Genomic DNA, 17,306 nt, shown 5'->3' with positions numbered 1-17,306 from the left:
ATATAGTGATGGGGACTCCTTTAGTTTTTTTCAACTCTAAAAGAAATTTTCAAAACATAATTCTCATAGCCTTTTACTGAAAGATCATCAAGTAACACATCTTCATAGAAATAACTTTTAACACTAAGGTTATTATCAGATAGAAATTTAAGAATCTTATCATAGGTATTTTCAATTGTGTAGTATCCACCTTCATGATAAGCAATTAAATACAATCCCTGTTCTTTTATAAAATTATAATTTTCATATTCATTATCATCTAATTGGGTATAAAAACATACATAGTTAGAATATGTTTTATTTATAATATTATCAAGGCTCAGCATTCCACCGGTAGTATAGGGACTATAAATATTATTTTCTTTACAATGTTTTATATGATGAGCTAAGGAAACAGCTATGTTTTTTTCTTTATCCATATTTTGGGCATTGGTCTTCACTAAATAGGTGGTAGGTAAAAACTTTAAAGATATTTCATTTACATTAATATTACAAGCACATTTGGTTATATGAATTTTACGTTCAATTAAGTGATTCATTTGGTTTAATTGATTGATTTTAGACTCAATAACAATTTTTTGTTTTTCAAGTAAAGAAATAAGTTCAGAAGGACTACGGTTATCTAAATAACTTTTAATAGAATTCAGAGGCATATCTAGTTCTTTCAAAATAGAAATAACATTGAAGGTTTCCAATTGAGGAAATGAATAATATCTATAACCATTATCTGTTTTAATTTCAGGAGAAAAAATGCCTATATCATCATAATGGAATAAAGTCTGTTTTTTTACGTTACAAAGTTTTGCAAATTCTCCAGTAGTAAAGTAGTTTTGAAAATTTTTATCCATTTTTAAAAATCCTTTCTTGACTATACGGTAACCAGATACCTTATTGTATATTATGGAGGTTAAAATAGTCAATATAAAAGAAAGTTGAAATGAACTTTGGAAGGGAAATTTACAGATGAAAGATAATATTTTAGGAACAGAAAAGATACCAAAGCTGTTTGTTATGTATTCAATACCGGCAATTATAGCAATGTTAATAGTGGGGACACAAAGCATTATAGATGGATTATTTGTAGGTAATTTTGTTGGAGAAAATGCTATGGCCAGTGTAAATATAGCACAGCCATTTACTCAGATAATCGTTGCAAGTGCAATGGTGATAGTGATTGGGTCATTAAGCTATATGGGGAGGAGTTTAGGCGAAAAGGATAAGGTCAAAACACAAAACATATATAGGACATCACTTATTTTATTGGTTATTGTAGCAAGTATTTTAACTATAGCAGGATTTTTCTTTAGTAAGGAAATTGCATTAGTTTTAGGTGCTAGTGAAATTTTAGTTAAAGATACATCAATATATATAAAAACAATGTCAATATTTTTAGTGCCAATGTTTTTAATGTATCAATTTGCATTTACAAATAGATTACTTGAAAAACCAGATTTGTATTTTAAGGGAATGATATTAAGTTTAATCACAAATATATTTTTAAATATAATTTTAGTTAAATATATGAACTTGGGTGTGCTTGGGACAGCCATAGCGACAGGTCTTGCAGAGCCAACGGCCTTATTTTATGTGATATGGCCACATCTTGATAGAAAAAACACCATAAATATTTTTGTTGGTAAATATGATAAGTCCACAATAATTCCAGTTATTGCAAATGGAGCATCAGAGGGGATGGCTTCAATTGCAGCAGCAATTACTGCATATGTATTCAATATGGCATTTATGAAGACTTCGGGTGAAATAGGTGTTGCAGCATTTACTATTGTAAGTTATGTTAATTTATTTGCTACATACATTATGTTTGGAATTTCAGATGGAATAGGAGCAGTTGTTAGCTATAGTTATGGAGCAAAAAATTTCAAAAGAGTTAAAGGGGTAATGAAGTTTTCTTATATAGTTGCATTATTAATTGGAGTAATTATTTTTATAGTGTTGTTATTTGGGGGTCAAAATTTAGTAAGCTTATTCGTAAGGGACAATGAAGCAATCATACAGCTGGCAACGGTAGGGGCAAAGATATTTGCTTTTGGTTATTTGATTAGTGGGTTTAATATATTAAGCTCGGGGTATTTTACATCAATAGGACTAGCTAAAGAATCGGTAATTATAGCTTTAAGTCGTGGATTGGTATTTATTCTAATAGGAATATTAATTTTACCAAGAGTATTTGAAATTAATGGAATATTGATGGTTGTGCCATTTGCAGAGTTTTTAACAGCAGGTGTTTGTTATTACTTGTTGAAAGTTAAAGGTGGTACTGCGATATAATAGTATATAGTTAATATAGCTTATTATATTGAAATTTCATAGATTAAAAAATGGTGAAATTTAAAGGATGTATATAATTTGAGTGAAAACAAATTATATACATCTTTTTACAATATAAGAATCAATTCATATTGCATAGTGAAGTAAATTCTATTTTGTTGAAGTAAAATAAGCAATTCCGCAAGCTCCAGGACCTGCATGGACACCAACTGTGCAACCTATGATACTAATTTTTGAGTTAGAAAGATCAAAAGCTTTTTCAATGAAAGGCTTGAAGGTTTCAAGTGAATTGGAAGTACCACTATATCCAAGGGTATAAGGCATTGACATATCAATGCCACCATTTTCTTCAATAAGGGAGACAATTTTACCATAGGCACTATTAGTACCACGTGCCTTTGCGGCCATAGTAACAGCGCCAGATTCTATTTGAATGATTGGTTTTATACCAAGTAGAGTTCCAGCAAGGGCAGCTGTTGAAGAAAGTCTTCCACCTTTCTTTAAATATTCAAGAGTACCTACTACTGCAAAAAGTTTTATTCTAGTTTTAGCTTTTTCTAAAGATGTTATCATATCCTCAAAGGAGGTTCCGGTATCTCTTAAAATTAAGGCATATTCAACTAAAAGTTTTAATGCTAAGGTTACAGTTTGACTATCCACTAAATAAATTTTGTCATATTCACACATAGTCTTTGCAATCATCGCACTTTGATATGTTCCGCTTAAACTACTTGATAGAGTTATTACAATAACTTCATCTCCAGCTTCTTTGGCGGAGTTAAAATGCTTAAGAAACTCATCGGGAGATGGTTGACTTGTAGTAGGAAGATTTTTGGTGACTTCAAGTTTTGAGTAAAAATCTTCGCTAGATAAAGTAACCCCATCCTTAAATTCCTCCTGGTCAAAACGCACACATAGTGGCACAACAGCAATGTTTTTATCATTAGCCAAATCTTGTGTTATATCTGATGTTGAATCTGTTATTATTCTAATGCTCATAATTTCCTCCAATATATTTAGTTATGTTTTTTTAGTGTTATAAAAAATCTGTGTAGTGTTCCAAGGGCAAGGGTTAATGCTGCAAGTTCTACTTCATTTAAAGTTTCAGAAACACTGGCAATTAAGTTTCTATGAAACTCTTTGTGATGGTCATAGGCATCCTTTGCTATTTTAGTTGAAACTACAAGAACCTTTCGTTTATCTTCCGTATCTTTTTCACGAGTAAGATATCCCTTTTGCTCCAAGGTCTTTACTGAGATAGTTAAGCTACTTGCAGTTATCATAAGTTTATTAGACAAGGATTTCATAGTGTTGGAGCAATTACTTTCTCCATCACATACTGCTTCAATAACATGCATCTCATTAACAGAAAGATTCTCAAAATGTCCCTTTGCTAAAGATTCTTCCTCAAGGCGAAGAATATCATTAAATATATTTATAAAAAAGTCATTTAATTGATCTTCATAAATTGTCATATATACATACCTCCATAATGCTTTGAAGTTCAAAGTAGTTTCATTATATAATATTCTTCTCAAAATGTAAATATGCTTTGAAGTTCAAAGTAAAATATTTTGCTAGCTAGATTTTTGATATGTAATTTTAGAATACCTCTATTCAATTTCAATTATTTAAATTTTAAGGCTATATTGGGTGGGGAGGTGATTCAGAAAAAAGGTAATTGATAGTACCACTTAATTATTAATCCTAATAGCAAATTCAAAATGTGGACTTTTTATTACATAAGAGTTAAAATATTTAAATACATACAGTTTAAAGGGGGCACATGATAAAGATGAAAAATCCAATAGCAATAATGACAATGAAGAATGGAAATAAAATAGTCATAGAGCTTATGCCAAAGGAAGCTCCAAATGCAGTAAATTGCTTTATAGATCTAGCACAAAAAGGGTTATTTGATAATAGAGAAATTAAGAGAATTGCTCCGAATTTTGTGCTACAGCCAACCTATGATTCCTTTGGAAGGGACCCAAAGTGTAATGTAGCACTTAATGGTGAATTTAGAGAGAATGGAATAAATAATAACTTAAAAATTGAAAAAGGCGTAGTAGCATTAGGTGGAGATGGAGAAAAAATGGCAGCGGGGAGTTGTTTCTTTATTACATTAAGTGATGAGGCTGGTAAAAAGTTAGATGGAAAATATACTGGATTCGGCAAAATCGTAGAAGGTTTTGAAGAAGTTCAGCGTATAGTATCAGTAGAAACAAAATCTGTGGATATAGGCGTAGAAGGTGTTGTAGTAAATGAACCTATAATACCTGAAATAATTGAAAGAATATCAATTGAAACCTTTGGAGAAAAATATGATGAGCCAATAATAATAGGTATAGCTGATTGAGAAGGAGAGTATATATGGAGAAAAATATGAATGGTGTTGGTGATGTTTTAAGAGTAATAAATGTACCACACATAACTAATTTTAGGGATTTGGGCGGTTGTCCATGTGGAGAAGGGAAGGTTGTAAAGCCTAAGCAGTTTTATCGTTGTGCAGGACTTTCTAACTTAGACGAAAGTGATTTTGCTATTTTAAAAGAGCAAAACTTGAAAATTATAGTGGATTTGCGTTCAAAGGCGGAAAAGGAGAAAGAACCTGATATTGTGCCACCTGAATGTGAATATTATCATTACTCAGGAATTGTTACCATGGACGATCCTAATAATCTAGCAAATCAATTTGGTGGAAATATGGACATGAAATCAGCCGTTATTGATATGTTGCAAAACAAAAGGGAAGTACCGAATCCTATGGAGTATTTAAAGGAATGCTATAAAACTATGGCAGAGCATAGTAACTCTTTTAAAGCTTTATTTGACCTAATAAAAATGTATCCAGAAAAGCCAATTGCTTTTCACTGCTCAGCGGGTAAAGATAGAACAGGTGTTGCAGCGGCCCTTATACTTTTAAGTTTAGGCGCAAGTGAGGAGACTGTTATGGAAGATTACCTTCTATCCAACGTGTATAGAAAGGCAGAAAATGATATTATGATTGAGATGTTGAAAAAGTATACCACTGAAGAGGTATTCTTAAATCTTATTCGTTCTATGCTAGAAGTTAATGCAGAATTATTAAATACGTATTTTGATAAGGTAAAGGAACTCTATGGAACCTGGGATAATTATTTTGAAAAGGCAATAGGTGTTTCAGCACAAGAAAGAAAAGAGTTGAAGGAAAGATATTTGGTGTAGGAATTCATGGAGGGAGGGGCTAGTGTGGGAATAGATACAAATATATATCCAATTAAAATGGGTAAGATAAAAAAAGGAGAGAAAAATTCTATTACAGATGTGGCTGGAGTAAAGATAGGTCATGTAACCCTTGATAATGGAGATGTAAAGACTGGGGTAACTGCAATTTTACCTCATGGTGGGAATATATTTAAAGAAAAAGTTGTTGCTGCAACTTATGTTATAAATGGTTTTGGAAAAAGTGTAGGACTAGTGCAGATTGATGAGTTAGGAACAATTGAAACTCCGATAGTCATGACTAATACATTAAGTGTTGGGACCTGTACTACAGCATTAGTAAAGCATATATTAAAAGAGAATGAAGATATAGGTACATCAACAGGTACAGTTAATTCAGTTGTATGTGAATGTAATGATGGATGGTTAAATGATATAAGAGGTTTACATGTGAAAGAAGAACATGTTTTTGAAGCTTTAGAAAAGGCTTCGGATATTTGTGAAGAAGGAGCAGTAGGTGCAGGAACAGGTATGAGGTGTTTTGGACTAAAAGGTGGAATAGGTACTTCTTCAAGAATTGTTGAATTAGATAGTAAAGAATATACTTTAGGTGTACTGGTATTATCTAATTTTGGAAGCTTAGAGGGGCTAATAGTTAATGGTACAAACCTAGGAGAAAAAAACTTTGATATAGAAAGTAGTGAAGATAAGGGATCTATTATAACTGTAATTGCCACAGATATACCATTAAATGAAAGACAGCTTAAAAGACTATGTAAGAGAGTTCCAGCAGGTCTTGCTCGAACAGGTTCCTATTATGGAAATGGAAGTGGAGATATTGTATTTGCATTTACGACGGCAAATAGGGTAAATCATTATAAGGAAAAAGATATTGTACATATGAAAATTATTCATGAGGATAGAATAGATAGTATATTTAAAGCAGTAGTGGAAGCCACGGAAGAAGCAGTAATAAGTTCAATGCTACACGGAAAAACAACTACAGGAATAAATGGTAGAACTGCTAAATCTTTGTGTGAATACATGGGGCTACTTGAATAAGTTTAGTTGCATAAAAAGCTATAGTTTAGAATAATGTTGATTATGAAATAATACTTAGATAACATAACATTGAAGCCCTAATTAGCAGTAATTTAAAACACAACTAAATGGGAAAAGTCAAAGCAAAATCTTTTCATGATATGCTATGACTTTTTACTTTTTTAAAATTAAGAGCAAAGTAAGGTTGATAATTCTTCAATATCTTTAACTATATAATCAGCACCACTAGCTGAATGCTCATCATAATCACCATATCCATAAAGAACACCAACAGATTCTATACCTGCTTTTTTTGCACCTACGATATCGTGCATTCTATCCCCAATCATTATGGCAGAGGAAAGGTCGGTTATTGAATTTTCATTTAAGACATGTAAAATAACATCAACTTTATTAGATCTTGTGCCATCTAAATTGCTTCCACCAACAAAATCAAAGTATTTTCTCAGGTTGAAATTTTCAAGTATTTTTTCAGCAAAAATTGTTGGCTTAGAGGTTGCAACAAGAAGAATTTTATTCTGATTTTTTAAACTAATAAGTAACTCTTCAAAATTTTCATAAACAAAATTTTCATATAGCCCTTTACTTTCAAAGCGTTCTCTATAATATAAAATTGCTTTTTCGGCATCCTCTTCAGTAAAATTGTAAAAATCCATAAAGGAATCCTTAAGTGGAGGACCTATAAATTTGCATAGGTTGTCCAAATTTTCAACTTCAATACCGAACTTGTTTAAAGCATAAGCAACTGAAGTGGTAATTCCAATCTTCGGGTCTATAATTGTTCCATCAAGGTCAAATAATATGTATTTTTTCATTATAAAATAATCTCCTTCTTATATATAGTAATATTTTATATAAATCCTATTAATTATAACATAAATTAAAATTATTAATGTAAACAGTATGCATTGTGATAAAAAAACTATATGAAAAGGAAACTAATAGTACTAGAGATTAAATTTTGAAAAAAGATTGAAAGGAGGAACTTATAATATAATTTCAAATACTTTATAAAATCAAGCATATAATGTATTCCATGCAAGACACTGTATTTAGCAAGCTTAAAAAGATAATATTATTATTTGCAAAATAATCCTAGTAGAACTAATATAAAAAAGAAACAAAAATTTTAACTATGTGGTATAAGAACTTACCAATCTTAATGTTCATGGAACAATGGAAATATAAGAGAATGGAGATAATTATGAAGAAAAGAAGAGTGATTATTTTAATAGCTTTCATTAGTGGGTTATTAATTATTTTTGGAGGTATATATATTAACAAACCTAAAAATAATTATAGTGAGGCTACCAATAATGAAATTGTAAACAAAGGAAGCAATAATGAAAGAAGTAATATGTTGAATTTTTTAAGCTCTATAGCAGGTGTAAAAGCGAATACTATAGAAGTAATAAATGACCCTATCGGATTCAAGGGGGAAATATTTGCGCCAACAGAATCCATAAAAAGTGGCATAGACTACTTTTTGAATCATACTAAAAATGATAAAATGGAAGATTTAAAAATTGATATAAATAAAGATCTTGTAAGTATTTATGTTAACTACAAAGTTACAGAAAATATAAAAACACCAATTGAATTAAATATAAGCCCAAGATTAAATGAAAACAAAGATCTAGAACTAAACATAAATCAAGTAAAACTTTTAGATTTGAAAATTGCAGATTGGATAGTTAATTTAACATTAAATAGTTTTATTGCAGATTGGTTTCCTAAAGACGGCGACTTGAAAATAGATTTTAATAAAGGGAATGTAGTAATATATAAGGAAAACTTTAAAGGTATAATTTTGAATGATATTTTAATGGAAGAGAATGGATTGAAAATTAATGCTATTATAGACATGAGCAGATAAACATATCTATAATACACACCATGGTAAAGTATGAGAAATATTTAACCTGATATAGCAGTGTAGTCAAGGCCTTATTTTTCAGTTTTTTAATATTCGAAAAAATTAATATGCTAAACTTAAAGAATTCTATTATAATAATTAGTGGTAAAGCTAAAATTATAAGAAGTTGAGGTTAATATATGAATAAAGTGATGGATATTTTAAAAGTTTCAAATTATGATGAGTTCAGGTGCATAGCTGATAAATGTATGTTTACATGTTGTGATGGATGGGATGTTAGTATAGATGCTAATACCTATAATAAATGGAAGCAAAAAAGTGATAAATCTGATTATATTTTAAGTAATGTAAAAATGAAAAAATGTGGAAGTGAAAGGTTGTATTTTATAAATAAGGAAACCAAGGAACCATGTCCTTTTCTGGATAAGGGTGGGTTATGCTACATAGTAAAAAGCCATGGTGAAGAGTATTTATCATCAACTTGTCATATGTTTCCTAGGATAGAAAATATCTTTGAAGATAAAAAGGAACTTTCATTATCATGTGCATGTCCTGAAGTGGTAGAACTTATAAGTAGAATAACTGGAAAAATAAATATGACTTCAGAAAATGAAACTAAGTTAAAAAATCATTTATTAGAGCTTAAAACCAGGGAAGTTTTAGTTAATATTATGCAACAGGAAAAAATTTCATTAGACCATAAACTGATTATTAGTTTTCAAATGCTACTAACTATTATGGAAAATGAGGAATTTGAAAAAGATACCTTAATGGAGGAACTGGATAATTATGAAAGTATAGAGTATATGCAAGGACTTATAGATATGTATGAAGAAGTAGAGTTAACATTAGAAGATTCAGCTATAGAAATTAATAATCTGTTTTTAGATATCATACAGGATTATAAGGAGGTTTCTATTTTAGAGACTCTACTAAAAGATATTTACGACTTTGCAGAAGATGTTGAAATTGAAATGCTTTCATCCAAATGGCAGGTTTACAAAAGTTTGTTTGAAGGGCATAATCAACTAGTTGAAAATTGCATTGTATCTAAGGTTTTAGGCAGTTGTGTAAGTAGCGATATGGAGGAGCTAACTATTGCTTTTCAAATGATTGCATTAGAATATTTATTGGTAAGACATGCTGTGTTTTTAAAATATGTTATGAATGAAAGTGAAGAAATAGAGAGTTCAGACATAAAAGATTACATTGTAGCTTTTTCAAGAATTATTGGCAACAATACAGAAGCGGTTATAGAATTTTTAAAAGATGGTTTCGGTGAGGAAATTCTTGAAATAGAATATTTGTGCTTTATAACATTGTTTTAATAAATAAGCTAAATCTAGCTAAATATAGCGAAATAATGAAAGTGGATTACATAAATAACAATTAATATGTGCTAACTTTGAAGAATGTTTATATAGATAATATATGTAATAATGAAAGGCTTTGAATATTAAATTATTCAGAGCCTTTTGCGATGATGTAATGTGCATCTATTTTAACCATTGAAATGTGGGTACATTCATTAGTATTAAGGTTAACTGAAGTAATTATAAATATAGAAATGGGAGATAATTTGTAGGAGACAAAAACAATCTTGGTTTTATTTTAAAGTTTTAGAAATTGAATTTAAAAATTGAATATAGTTAGAAAATTAAAAACATATTGAAATCGTAAATGTTTTATGATAACATTTACTTATTGGTAAACAAAACCTATGTTTATAAAATAAAATATTGGAGATTGGTAAACAAAACATGCATTTATAAAATATTGAGGAATTGCTTATTAAATTTATAATGCGGAATATGGACATAGTATTTTAATATTGATTATAGATAAAAAATAATGTTATTGAATTAGGAGGAGAAGTATGGAAGATAAAAAGGACAAACAAATGTCAGAATATATGGATAGTGGTAAAAATTTTAAAGATATATACATCGAAGAATTAGAAAGAGGATATGTAAAACAAGAAAACAATGGAGGATATAATTGTATTTTCTGTGGAGAACACTTTGAAGAGGGTTTGATTTATTCAAGCAGAGATAGAATGGTAACTGCGGAGAGGGCTGTTATAGAACATATTGAAGATGAACATGGGAGTTCTTTTCAAAGTTTAATTTCATTGGATAAACAAATAAGTGGACTATCAGATGTGCAGAAAAATATTCTTATCAGCATGTATAAGCGTAAAGATGTAAAGGATATTGGTGAGGACATGGGCATAAGTCCTGCTACTGTAAGAACACACAAATTTAACCTTCAAAAGATGAAACGTGAGGCAAAAATATTCCTTGCATTGATGGACATAGTTGAGAATGAAAATAATTCAAGTGAAAGTAAAAAAATTAACAATAATATTGATAGCATAGAATTATTAGAACCAGCAAAGGAAGATGTTTTTTCATTAAATTCTCTTCATCCATTTTTTACACAGTGTAGATATAAGTAATAAAGGGATGCAGTTTTAAAAGGAGAAAATTATGAGTATACGTGCAAGATTTAAAAAGATAAATAGAAATACGTGGAATATATCCATGTTTATTATTAGCTTTGTCGTAAGTAATCTAGTAAGTGGCATAATTTACGATACTTACATAAATTACCTTCAAGAGGTTTCGTTGCCGGTAGCAACTTCATTTTGGGCATTTTATGGATATGCAACATTTATTAGTGCCTTTGTTCTTATTTTTATACCAAAGATAGGTTACAAAAAAATGCTTCTATTTTCCTCTGTAGCATGTTCAGCAGCAATGATGTCTGTAACCACGTTGAATTCACCGACTATTTTCTATATTACAACTTTACTAGCTTTAGTTGGGATACAACTACATTATGTAATACTTTCACCGTACATAGCTGCATATACAAATTCTGACAATAAAATAAGTTGGTATACAAGAACATATTATATGGGTTATATAGGATATTTTTTAACTACATTTTTAGGGGGAGCAATTACTGTTAAGATGTTTTCACTAAGGTCAGGAGAGACCTATGCAAGTGCTAAGGTGTTAACTGAATATGTTGCAGATATGGCTCCAGCCATGAAAAATGCTTATCTACAGGGAAATAAAGATGTTCTTTTAATAACGGCGGTAATTTCTATATTGGCAATACTTCCAGTGCTTTTAATTAGAGAAAGTAAAAGTGATTATTGTTTTGTAGAAAATGAGAGTAAGAAGCCTATTATGGAGAAAACAAAGGATATATTTAAAGCTGTTCTTAGTAGAGATTCTATGATTTACATGGCATATTGGGCAATGATTTCCTTTGGAATGGGTTTGTTTATTTCATACTTTACAGTATTTTTAAATAGAAATCTTCATATAGACAGAGTTACTTCTTCACAGTTAGTATCTTTATCGTATTTGGCAATAGCGGTATTTATGCTATTTACTCCAATTGTAGTTAAAAAGTTTGGGCAAATTGTTACTCTTGGTGGTGTATCCCTGATTTCAATACCATTTATGTTACTTATTGCAAATGGAGATAAATTTGGTAGTTATACAGTTCCTGTAGTGGGAGTTGCATTATTTATTAGATCAGGACTAATGAATTTAAGTAGTCCAGTGGATAGTTCTTTATCCATGGAGCTTGTGAAGGCTGAACATCGTCCTGCATATGCATCTGCTCTAAATTTTGTAGCTGGTCTTGCAAGTATAGCTAGTGGACTATTTACAGGTAGAATATTGTTTTTGACACAAGAGGGTTATAGAACAGCTTATTACATTGCGGCAGTCATATATATTATCGCTTGTAGTTTATTGTTACTAGGACTATGGAAATATAATAGAACTACGGATAAGAAAGGGGATATAAAAGATGACTAAAGGTAACAAAATCTATGAAACTAAGTTAGTAGAGTTTAAAGAAATGGTAAGAAAAATAGAGTACTTAAAATATACATTGAATTCTTTAGTGTATTGGGACAAGATTACCAATATGCCTGAAAAGGGCATTGGATATAGAAGTGAAGTTATGTCTTATTTAGGTGGGGAATTATATAAGTTATTTTCTGATAAGAAACTTAGAACCTATGTGAATTATTTCGAAGGTAAAAAGGAAAATGAAAAATACGTTGATTCCATGATAAAGCGTATTAAAAGAAATTATAGTTATGTAAGTAGTATTCCGGCAAAAGAATATACCCAGTATATCACACTTATAGCTAAGGCAGAGGGTGAGTGGGAAAAGGCGAAGACTCAAAAAGATTTTAATATATTCGCTCCTCATCTTGAAAAAATTGTAGAAGCATTTAAATCTTTTGCAGAGTGCTGGGGATATGATGAAAATCCTTATGATGCCCTTATGGGATATTATGAAGACGGGGCCACTGTAGGACAAATAGATAGAATGGCTACGGAACTGAGAGATTTTGTAATTGACCTTCTAGGGAAAATAAAAACAGATGGGAAAAATATAGAGGATAGTTTATTTAATAAAGATATAAATATATCAAAAGCAACTCAAAAGGAATTATCTGAAAAATTGTTAGAGGAAATAGGATTTGATTTTTCAGCAGGGCGTTTTGATGAAGGTATCCATCCTACAACATTAGCAAACTCTCCAAATGATGTAAGAATTATTACCGCTTATAATGAAAAAGACATAAAAGTAGGGATATTCAATACATTGCATGAGGGTGGAAAAGGTCTTTATGAACAAGATATTGATAAGAACCTGATGGGAACAATGCTAGCGGAGGTTTCATCCTTTGGTGTAGAAGAGGCAGAAGCTAGGTTATATGAAAATATTATTGGTAGAAGCCATGGATTCTGGAAACATTTTTATGCACAACTTCAAGAAACCTGTCCAGAGATGAAAGCTATACCTATGGAAAAATTTTATAAGTCAATAAATAAAGTTCAACCATCACTTATTCGTAATGATGCAGATGAACTTACATATATACTACATATAATCATCCGCTATGAAGTAGAGAAGGATCTTATCAATAATAAGATTCAGGTGGCTGATTTACCGGCAATATGGAATAAGAAATATAAGGAATATCTAGGCGTTGAACCCAAGAGTGATGATGAGGGAGTACTTCAAGATATTCATTGGGCAGCAGGTTATTTCGGATTCTTTCCGAGTTACTTTATGGCTAATATCATTTCAGCACAGTTTATGGCGTCTATAGAAGATCAAGTAGGATCTATAGAGGAACTATTAGTCAATGGGAAATTAGATATAATTCATAAGTGGCTTTCAGAAAATGTTCATAGCCACGGTGCAATCTATTCACCAACTGAATTAATAGAAAAAGTGACAGGAGAACAGTTGGACTCAAAATATTACATTAACTACCTTCGAAACAAATATTTCGAAGTTTATGAGTTAAATAACTAAACTTAAATTAGGGGGAGATACTAAAGTGGAAAAATTATTTGCAAAACTTGGACTAGGCGATAAGATGTCTAAAAATTTTATTGTAATCTTACTTGTAGCAGCGGGAGGGGCAATTATTTATGGATTGCCATACTTTAGATATGATTACTATGATGCATATCTAGAGGCTTATAATTTAACAAACACACAGATGGGTGTATTTGGTAGTATTTTTGGAATTTTTGGTATGGTTTCATACTTGTTTGGTGGCTACTTGGCTGACCGTTTTTCAATTAGAAAACTTCTTACTATATCTCTTATAGGTACGGGATTAGGTGGTTTTTTACACTTACTTCCACTTAGCTTTGCAGCACTTGCTTGCTTATATGCTTTCTGGGGATTCACATCTTTATTTGCATTCTGGCCTGCTTGTGTTAAGGCAGTGCGTGTGTTATCTGATGCAGAGGACCAAGGTAAGGCTTTTGGTTGGTTTGAAGGTGGAAGAGGAGTTGCAGCGGCAGTTATGGCACCTCTTGCAGTTATTGTATTCCAGATTGGTGCTAAGAAGCTTGATGATGCAAATGGAATGAAATGTGTTATTATTTTCTATTCTATACTAACAATTGTAAGTGGTTTACTTGTATGGTGGAAGATGAATGATGAAAATATTGGTGAAAGTGAAAGAATGTCATTTAAAGAGATAGGCAAAGTTTTACGTTTACCTGCAATATGGATTATTGCAATTGTAACTTTCTGTAACTATGTATTTACATTATCATTATACTATTTCACACCATATGCAACAGGTGTTTTAGGAATGACAGTTACCCTTGGTGCAACTTTAGCAGCGGTAAAAAGATTCATTTCTCCTATTTCAAATGTAGGTGGAGGATATATTGCAGATAAAGTTGGAACTGGTAATTTACTTCTAGTATCATTCCTTGCAATGGCAGCAGGAACACTTGCGATTTTATTCTTGCCATTATCAACAAGTTCAATAATAGTATTTACAATTTTATTCTTAGTAATTTATTTCTTCTACAATGTTAATTATGCTTTAACTTGGGCTATGATGAGCGAAGGTGATATTCCAGAGCAATATTCAGGAACAGCGGCAGGTATAATATCAACAGTTGGATATCTTCCAGAAATATTCTGTTCACTACTTGCAGGTATTTTAATAGATGGATACCCAGGGGTAACTGGATTTAGATATTACTTTGGATTCTTAATTGTAATGTTATTAATCGGAGCAGGGGTTGTATTAGTTTGGAAAAGATATCTTAAAAATAAAAAACAAGCATAGGACAGCATAATCAAGGAGGAGTCAGAAAGCGCATGATAAAGGGAAAAGAAATATTAGAAAAAGAAATCAATAGTATTTTAATTGAAGACAACAAAACTCAACCTATATTCGATTATAAGGAATGTATTTTTGAAAAGGTGTTCGTTGAAACTCCGGTGGATACAGATGGTGATGGGAAACTTGATTTAATTGCGGTGTATATCCGTAGGCCGAAAGAAACTCTAGCTGGAATGAGAATTCCTGCCATTTATGTTGCAAATCCATATATGATGACATGTAATGAAGATTGGTATGTACCTCATAATGTGGATAAAGATCTAGAAGTTTTTAAACAGCAAAATATTTCAAGAGAAGATGTTACATATGATTTTGAAAGCAAGAAGGTTGTAAGGGAATCTAATATAAGAAAGACAGCGGGATATGCAAGTACATCTCCCACTGAGGAAATACCCCTTGATTGTGTTTCTGATTGGTACAGCTATTTTAATACTAGAGGTTATGCTTCAGTATTTTGTGGAGGTCTTGGAACTAAAGGATCTGAAGGGTTTACTATTACAGGCTCAGTAGAAGAGACGGAAGCTTTTAAGGCTGTAATAGATTGGCTTAATGGTAGATGTAGAGCATTTACAAATAGAGAAGATAATATTGAAATAAAGGCTGAGTGGTGTACAGGTAATGTTGCAATGTCAGGTAAGTCTTATTTAGGAACTATGTGTATTGCAGTTGCAGCTACAGGGGTTGATGGATTAAAAACGATTATTCCGGAGGCGGCAATATCAAATTGGTATGAATATTACCGTTATAATGGACTAAATTCTCCAGCTATAGATTGGCAAGGGGATGACCTTGATATTCTTGCAAAGTATTGCCTTAGCAGAAGTTTGGATGAAGATTATCCAAAGGTAAAGGAAGCCTATGAAGACGTTCTAAGTAATCTTGTAGAAAAAGAAGATCGTCAAAGTGGAAATTATAATAAGTTTTGGGATGAAAGAAATTATTTAAACCTAGCAGATAAAATTAAGGCATCCACTTTCATTATTCATGGATTAAATGATTGGAACGTTATGACTAATCAGTGTATACCTTTATGGAAGGCTCTTGAAAAGTTTGATGCACCAAGAAAAATGATGCTCCATCAAGGTGATCACATATATATTCATGATTTACAGAGTGGTAACTTCAATAGCATTATGCATATGTGGTTAGATTATTGGCTTTATGACATTGAAAATGGTGTTATGGAGGAAGTTCCAAATGTGTTAGTTCAAAGTAATGTTGACCAAGATAAATGGCTTAGCTCAACTAATTGGCCAGCTGAAAAAAATGAGTTAAAGAAATTTGACATAGAAGAAGTAGAAGAGATTGTTAGCTTTGTAGATGATTTGTCTGCTACTGTTTATGACAGAGAAAAGAAGAATTTAAATCAGTGGCTAGATGAGCTAGTAATGAGTGATTCTATAGAAAATGGTCATTTCATAAAATACATAGGTGAGGAGCTAGAGTCAGAAGCCAGAATAAGCGGTGAAATACAAGTATCATTTAGTGCTGCAATTGATAAAGAGACAGCAATACTAAGTGCCATGCTAGTAGATTATGGTGAAGATAATCGTATGCTAGTATCTCAAGAAGTTGCTGAAAAAGATGGCATAACTTGGGGTTTAAATACACCAAAATCTGATGTGAAAAAATTTGCCTTCGAAGAAACACCTTCAAAGTATAGAGTGATTTCTAGAGGTTGGATGAATGCACAAAATAGAAAGTGTGTTTGGAATAAAGAAGAAGTAGAGATAGGAACCTTCTATGATTATTCATTTAAAATGATTCCTATGGACTATACTGTGAAACCTGGACATAGACTTGGAGTTATCCTATATGGAACAGATACTCAAGCAACACAAAGACCTTTTATTAAAACAGAAGTTAGGGTTAAGAGTAAATCTATAGATGTGGAAATTCCATTTGTGGATTAATATTTAAGGTTATATTTCAAACTTATTGTAGAAGAAAGCACAGTAGTAGATTTTATCTATCGTGATATGCCCCTTTATAGTAAACAGTTAAAATAGTAAAACTGTTTCTATAAAGGGGTATTCTATTATAGAAAGAAAACCAAAATATCATATGAAGTTAATAGTATAATTGTGGGAGAAATAAAAAAATAAATCATTGGGCAAATTAATCATGTAGAATATTAGTAAGAAAGAAGGGAGGATTTAGTGAGAGAAAAAA

General features: G+C 31.1%; 15 protein-coding genes. 11 read left to right on the top strand and 4 right to left on the bottom strand.

The annotated features are described in order from the left end of the window. Positions 1-20 precede the first annotated feature (20 nt). Positions 21-848 (bottom strand): MerR family transcriptional regulator, encoded by an 828-nt coding sequence (locus tag RSA29_RS06675; protein ID WP_346942550.1) that lies wholly within the window; start codon positions 846-848, stop codon positions 21-23. Between the two features lie 115 nt (positions 849-963). Between RSA29_RS06675 and RSA29_RS06670 the strand changes: the two genes are divergently transcribed. Beyond that, a complete protein-coding gene (locus RSA29_RS06670) occupies positions 964-2,289 on the top strand; it encodes an MATE family efflux transporter (protein ID WP_346942551.1) in 1,326 nt (441 codons plus the stop codon). Positions 2,290-2,439: 150 nt separating this feature from the next. On the opposite strand, the gene RSA29_RS06665 is transcribed toward RSA29_RS06670, so the two are convergent. Further along, positions 2,440-3,288 (bottom strand): DegV family protein, encoded by an 849-nt coding sequence (locus tag RSA29_RS06665; protein WP_346942552.1) that lies wholly within the window; start codon positions 3,286-3,288, stop codon positions 2,440-2,442. 17 nt (positions 3,289-3,305) lie between these two features. Further along, positions 3,306-3,764, bottom strand: a complete 459-nt coding sequence (locus tag RSA29_RS06660; RefSeq protein ID WP_346934379.1) for a MarR family transcriptional regulator — start codon at positions 3,762-3,764, stop codon at positions 3,306-3,308. Positions 3,765-4,084: 320 nt separating this feature from the next. Between RSA29_RS06660 and RSA29_RS06655 the strand changes: the two genes are divergently transcribed. From RSA29_RS06655 to RSA29_RS06645, 3 genes are read left to right on the top strand one after another with little or no spacing between them, the layout of a single operon-like run. Further along, positions 4,085-4,648, top strand: coding sequence for a peptidylprolyl isomerase (locus RSA29_RS06655; RefSeq protein ID WP_346944387.1), 564 nt, complete (start codon positions 4,085-4,087; stop codon positions 4,646-4,648). Between the two features lie 14 nt (positions 4,649-4,662). Beyond that, positions 4,663-5,496, top strand: coding sequence for a tyrosine-protein phosphatase (locus RSA29_RS06650; protein WP_346942554.1), 834 nt, complete (start codon positions 4,663-4,665; stop codon positions 5,494-5,496). 24 nt (positions 5,497-5,520) lie between these two features. Next, positions 5,521-6,555, top strand: coding sequence for a P1 family peptidase (locus RSA29_RS06645; RefSeq protein WP_346942555.1), 1,035 nt, complete (start codon positions 5,521-5,523; stop codon positions 6,553-6,555). Positions 6,556-6,722: 167 nt separating this feature from the next. Here the strand turns inward: RSA29_RS06645 and RSA29_RS06640 are convergent, their stop codons facing one another. After that, on the bottom strand, positions 6,723-7,370 hold the full coding sequence (locus tag RSA29_RS06640) for an HAD family hydrolase (RefSeq protein ID WP_346942556.1): 648 nt from the start codon (positions 7,368-7,370) through the stop codon (positions 6,723-6,725). A gap of 389 nt (positions 7,371-7,759) precedes the next feature. On the opposite strand from RSA29_RS06640, the gene RSA29_RS06635 reads away from it, so the two are divergent. From RSA29_RS06635 to RSA29_RS06605, 7 genes are all read left to right on the top strand, one after another. Then, positions 7,760-8,431 carry a hypothetical protein gene (locus RSA29_RS06635; protein ID WP_346942557.1) on the top strand — a complete coding sequence of 224 codons (672 nt, stop codon included), beginning with the start codon at positions 7,760-7,762 and terminating at the stop codon, positions 8,429-8,431. A 179-nt stretch (positions 8,432-8,610) separates the two neighbouring features. Then, entirely contained in the window at positions 8,611-9,759 is a 1,149-nt protein-coding gene (gene fliB / locus RSA29_RS06630) for a flagellin lysine-N-methylase (RefSeq protein ID WP_346942558.1), read from the top strand. Positions 9,760-10,307: 548 nt separating this feature from the next. Next, the gene (locus RSA29_RS06625; RefSeq protein ID WP_346942559.1) at positions 10,308-10,889 is read left to right on the top strand and encodes a LuxR C-terminal-related transcriptional regulator; all 582 of its coding nucleotides are present in this window, start codon (positions 10,308-10,310) and stop codon (positions 10,887-10,889) included. A gap of 31 nt (positions 10,890-10,920) precedes the next feature. Continuing rightward, positions 10,921-12,270, top strand: a complete 1,350-nt coding sequence (locus tag RSA29_RS06620) for an MFS transporter (protein ID WP_346942560.1) — start codon at positions 10,921-10,923, stop codon at positions 12,268-12,270. Next, on the top strand, positions 12,263-13,792 hold the full coding sequence (locus RSA29_RS06615; RefSeq protein WP_346942561.1) for a carboxypeptidase M32: 1,530 nt from the start codon (positions 12,263-12,265) through the stop codon (positions 13,790-13,792). The genes RSA29_RS06620 and RSA29_RS06615 overlap by 8 nt, the downstream gene beginning before the upstream one ends. A 25-nt stretch (positions 13,793-13,817) precedes the next feature. Next, positions 13,818-15,077, top strand: a complete 1,260-nt coding sequence (locus RSA29_RS06610; RefSeq protein ID WP_346942562.1) for an MFS transporter — start codon at positions 13,818-13,820, stop codon at positions 15,075-15,077. Positions 15,078-15,109: 32 nt separating this feature from the next. Then, the gene (locus tag RSA29_RS06605; protein ID WP_346942563.1) at positions 15,110-17,047 is read left to right on the top strand and encodes a Xaa-Pro dipeptidyl-peptidase; all 1,938 of its coding nucleotides are present in this window, start codon (positions 15,110-15,112) and stop codon (positions 17,045-17,047) included. The last annotated feature ends 259 nt before the right edge of the window (positions 17,048-17,306 follow it).

The sequence above is a fragment of the Clostridium sp. genome (assembly GCF_036660475.1).
Classification (GTDB): Bacteria; Bacillota; Clostridia; order Clostridiales; family Clostridiaceae; genus Clostridium_J.
This window is presented reverse-complemented; position numbering and strand designations above follow the sequence as displayed.